Origin of the sequence: Synechococcus lacustris str. Tous (assembly GCF_003011125.1) — a bacterium.
GTDB lineage: Bacteria > Cyanobacteriota > Cyanobacteriia > PCC-6307 > Cyanobiaceae > Synechococcus_D > Synechococcus_D lacustris.
Genome location: NZ_PXVC01000115.1, coordinates 1 through 4,276 on the forward strand (window position 1 = coordinate 1; position 4,276 = coordinate 4,276).

General features: G+C 53.0%; 4 protein-coding genes. 1 reads left to right on the plus strand and 3 read right to left on the minus strand.

What is annotated here, in order from left to right; translation table 11 throughout:
* Positions 1-1,847 (plus strand): DUF3769 domain-containing protein (locus tag C7K08_RS12910; protein ID WP_117434655.1); only part of this gene is annotated, 1,847 nt, incomplete at its 5' end.
* A 34-nt stretch (positions 1,848-1,881) separates the two neighbouring features.
* On the opposite strand, the gene C7K08_RS12915 is transcribed toward C7K08_RS12910, so the two are convergent.
* The 3 genes from C7K08_RS12915 to C7K08_RS12925 all read right to left on the minus strand — a co-directional run.
* Positions 1,882-2,490, minus strand: coding sequence for a 3-isopropylmalate dehydratase small subunit (locus C7K08_RS12915; RefSeq protein WP_106500978.1), 609 nt, complete (start codon positions 2,488-2,490; stop codon positions 1,882-1,884).
* Positions 2,490-3,899 (minus strand): 3-isopropylmalate dehydratase large subunit, encoded by a 1,410-nt coding sequence (gene leuC, locus C7K08_RS12920; protein WP_106500979.1) that lies wholly within the window; start codon positions 3,897-3,899, stop codon positions 2,490-2,492. Before leuC ends, C7K08_RS12915 begins: the two co-directional genes overlap by 1 nt.
* A gap of 52 nt (positions 3,900-3,951) precedes the next feature.
* Positions 3,952-4,276, minus strand: a 325-nt coding sequence (locus tag C7K08_RS12925) for a nicotinamide-nucleotide amidohydrolase family protein (protein WP_117434656.1), incomplete at its 5' end; no start/stop codon positions are given.

Below are 4,276 nucleotides of genomic sequence, written 5' to 3' on the forward strand. Positions count from 1 at the left end.
CCCCGAAACGGCCCCAAGTTGAAAATCCACCCCCCCTGGGTTGCCCTGATCCCGATCGCGCCAGCCGCCAACCGCTATTGCCCCTGGATGAACAGTTGGAGGCAGTGGCTTTTGATGGCCCCAGTGCCCAGGCYGCACCGGCGCCAAGCCCATCCCCAGAACCAAACAAACTCACCCCAGCTCAACAATTAGTGCTGCGGCGCCAGGAGATTGCTTCCTTAGATCAAAGGGTGCTCAATGTGCAGCCCCGCCTTGGCCTAACCATCGATAGACGCTTTGGCACCAATAGCCTCAGCAGCCTCACCGGCACGGAAGCCGCCTATGGCGCCGCCACCCCAGCCCAATTGCAACAGCTGCAAACCACAAAAAACCAAAAGCTGATTACCGGTTCCGTTACCCATTGGCGTTTTCAAGCACCCCAGGTGCGGCTCACCCCAGAAGGGTGGACGGCCCCGCGGGCCAGCTTCAGCAACGACCCCTTCACCCCAGCTCAGGTGTGGGTGGATATGGAAAATGTGAAATCAAAGCAGGAACTTGATGGCACCACCGTGATTGAATCAGGCCGCAATCGCCTGTTATTGGAAAACAAAATACCTGTGCCATTACCCTCCACTTTTAGGATTAAACCCAAGCAGGAACAGGAGGTGGAAAACCGTTGGGCACTCAAGGTAGATAAATTAGATCGCGATGGTTTTTTTGTTCAATACACCCTGCCTGAATTGCGGCTTGGCAATGCCACTACTTTTACATTAAGKCCCCAATTCATGATTGAGCGTGCCTTTAATGGCACCACCTCCGCCTACCCAGCTCCAGGCGCCTCSGCCGGATCTGGCACCGTTACTCAAAACAACACAATCGGTGATTTATTTGGCGCCCAGGCATTGCTTGAGGGTTCATTTGGAGAGGGTAAATTCTATGTGCGAACAGATGTTTCTAGCTTTTCTGAACAAAACCTATCCAATGCAACCCGGGTGGTTGGTGAAATTCTAGAGCCGCTTAAATTGCCATTCTTAGGCACTCCGTTGGCCCGTTTATTTGGTGCCTATCGCTTCCGCACTTGGAATGGCTCCCTTGGCGAACAGGATATTTATTCCGCCTATGGCGCCTCCCTTGAAAAACAGGCATCTTTGCCCAATTTTGGTAAGCTTGAAAGTTCATATTTTTGGCGTGCTGGCATAGGTAATTACCAAAGTAATGATTTTRTTTCCGGTAATAATGAAAGTAATAACTTTGCTGATCTATGGCGAGCTAATTTYTATGGTGCAATCCGCGCCAATTGGCCCMTCTGGAGCGGTAAGGCATTACCGCTCACATCGGAAGGTGCCTATCGCTATTCAGGTGTGGCGATTGTGCCAGGCCTTTCGTTGAATTTTGTGCCCTTCCTTAATCTATCTGCCTACGGCAGTGGCAAGAGCCAAAATCTTGTGGGCATATCAGGTGGCCCAGTAATTACATTRGGYCATTTCAATAAGCCGATGTTTGATTACACGCGCCTATCTTTATTTGGTAGTTTGGCTGCTAAATCAGGTGATAGCCCCTTCGCTTTTGATCGCTATGTTGATWCGGCAACCCTTGGCGTTGGTTTAACCCAGCAGTTGGTTGGTCCCCTGGTGCTTGATGGGGCGGTTAGTTATAACGTTGCCGGTAATTCTGGCTATTACGGCGATGTAACTAATTCCTATGTTGAATTGCGTTGGCAGCGCCGCGCCTATGAATTTGGTTTTTACTACAGCCCATACACCGGCATCGGTGGCATCAGAGTGAARYTAAATGATTTTGGTTTCCGTGGCACCGGCCTCCCATTTGTGCCCTATGAGCCAACTACCGGCGTGGTRTTGGGCCCTTGATTTAGATTTAAATGAGTAGTTTTAAGCTAAGTATTTATTGAAAGTTATTTAAATAGGGCAARGCAGAGGCCGTTTTRTTTAGGGCTTCATTGTTTGCTATYAGTTGGGCGGTGCCATCCCAGCGGCCACTTAGCAGCATCTGTTGGGAGCCACCTGCCAGCTCTAGGTTCCAGCTTTTGCCTGCTGCGCTCACGGTAGCTGTTTTTATATCTAAATTAAAAATAGGTTTTGGATTTTGATTTGCTTCTTCCTGCAATTGCAGGGCAGTTGTTTGATTTGCAATTAAACATGGGATGCCAAGCGCTAAGCAATTGCCGTAGAAGATCTCAGCAAAGCTTTCTGCTACCACGGCTCTTATGCCCCAGCGCATTAATGCCTGTGGTGCATGTTCGCGGCTGGAGCCGCAACCAAAATTGCGATTAACAAATAATATATTTGCCCCTTGATTTTCTGGTTGATCAAAGGGATGTTCGCCTGCTTCCTTGCGATCATCGGCAAAAACCTGGGCGCCAAGCCCATCAAAACTTACACATTTAAGGAAACGGGCTGGAATKATCCGATCCGTATCGATGTTGTTGCCACTGAGCACCACTGCTTTTCCACTGATGCTTGTTATTGCTCCTTGGGGATAGCTGTTGTTCATCACTTATTCAGCAGTGTGCGCACATCGGTAACGCAACCTTTAATAGCRGCRGCGGCAACCATCGCCGGGCTCATCAATAGGGTGCGGCCATTGGCCGACCCCTGGCGGCCCTTGAAGTTGCGGTTGCTTGAGCTGGCGCTGATCTGGCGCCCCTCCAGTCGGTCGGGGTTCATGGCAAGGCACATCGAACAGCCCGGTTCGCGCCATTCAAAACCGGCGGCACGAAACAACTGATCCAAGCCCTCCTGTTCCGCCGCCCTCGCCACCTGCTCTGAACCCGGCACCACAAATGCCTTGATGCCAGCTGCCACTTGGCCCCCTTTTGCCACYGCAGCGGCAGCGCGCAAATCACTGAGCCTTCCGTTTGTGCAACTACCGATAAAACACACATCCACCGGCGTGCCTGCTATCGCTGCTCCCGCTTGCAGATCCATGTAGCGGTAGGCCTCCTCCGCCAAGGGTCTCTCCTCTTCTGCGATCTGCTCAAGGGTTGGAATCATTTCATCCACCCCCACCCCCTGCCCTGGGCTGATGCCCCAAGTAACAGTGGGGGCAATGTTGCTGGCATCCACAACCACTTCATCATCAAAAAGCGCATCGCTGCCGCTGGCTAATTGGCTCCACCAGGCCACAGCCCTGCCCCAGGCTTCCCCGCTGGGGGCATATTCCCGGTTTTTTAGGTAGGTAAATGTGGTGGCATCAGGATTTACRTAGCCACAGCGGGCACCGCCTTCAATCGCCATATTGCAGATCGTCATGCGTTCCTCCATGGAGAGGGCATCGATTGCRGGGCCTGCAAATTCATGGGCATARCCCACACCTTTTTGCACCCCCAARAGGCGAATGATGTGCAGCACTAAATCCTTGGCATAAACCCCCGCTTGCAAGCTGCCRTCAACCCAGATGCGCCGCACTTTTAATTTCGCCATYGCCAAGCTTTGGCTTGCCAACACATCGCGCACTTGGCTGGTGCCAATGCCAAAGGCGATTGCYCCAAAGGCCCCATGGGTTGAGGTGTGGGAATCGCCGCAGGCCACGGTCATCCCCGGTTGGGTGAGCCCCAATTCCGGGGCGATCACATGCACGATCCCYTGGCGGCCGCTACCTAAGCCATGCAAGGTGATGCCATTTTCGCTGCAATTGCGCTCGAGGGTGGCAAGCATTTCCTCCGCCAATGGATCGGCAAAGGGCCTTGCCTGGGAGCTGGTGGGAACGATGTGATCAACGGTTGCCACCGTGCGTTCCGGGTGGCGCACCTGCAGATTTAATTCCTTCAGGCCAGCAAAAGCCTGGGGGCTTGTTACCTCATGGATTAAATGCAAACCRATAAATAGTTGGGTTGCACCATCGGCTARTTCAGCCACCTGATGCAATTGCCAAACCTTGTCGTAGAGGGTGCCTGCGCTCAAGATCTTTACCTATCTATGGCTGCAGCCTAAAACTTCAACTAAGCCAYTCCAACTAAGCAAGGGCTAAGCGCAATTGATCCAAGGCATCACCAACGCTCAGCCCACGGATCCACTCGCGGCCGCGGCTGGCGCCATATAAACGCACAAAGCCAAAACTTTTTTCAGGGCCCGCCACGCCGAAATGCACCAAACCCACCGGTTTGCTGGCACTGCCACCAGCGGGGCCGGCGATGCCGGTAACGGCCACACCCCAATCGGCGCCAGTGGTTTTCCTCACCCCCTCGGCCATGGCAATGGCCACCGCTTCACTAACAGCCCCATGGTTGGCCAAGGTGTCAGCCGGTACCCCCAGCAGTGTTTGTTTGATCCCATTGGCA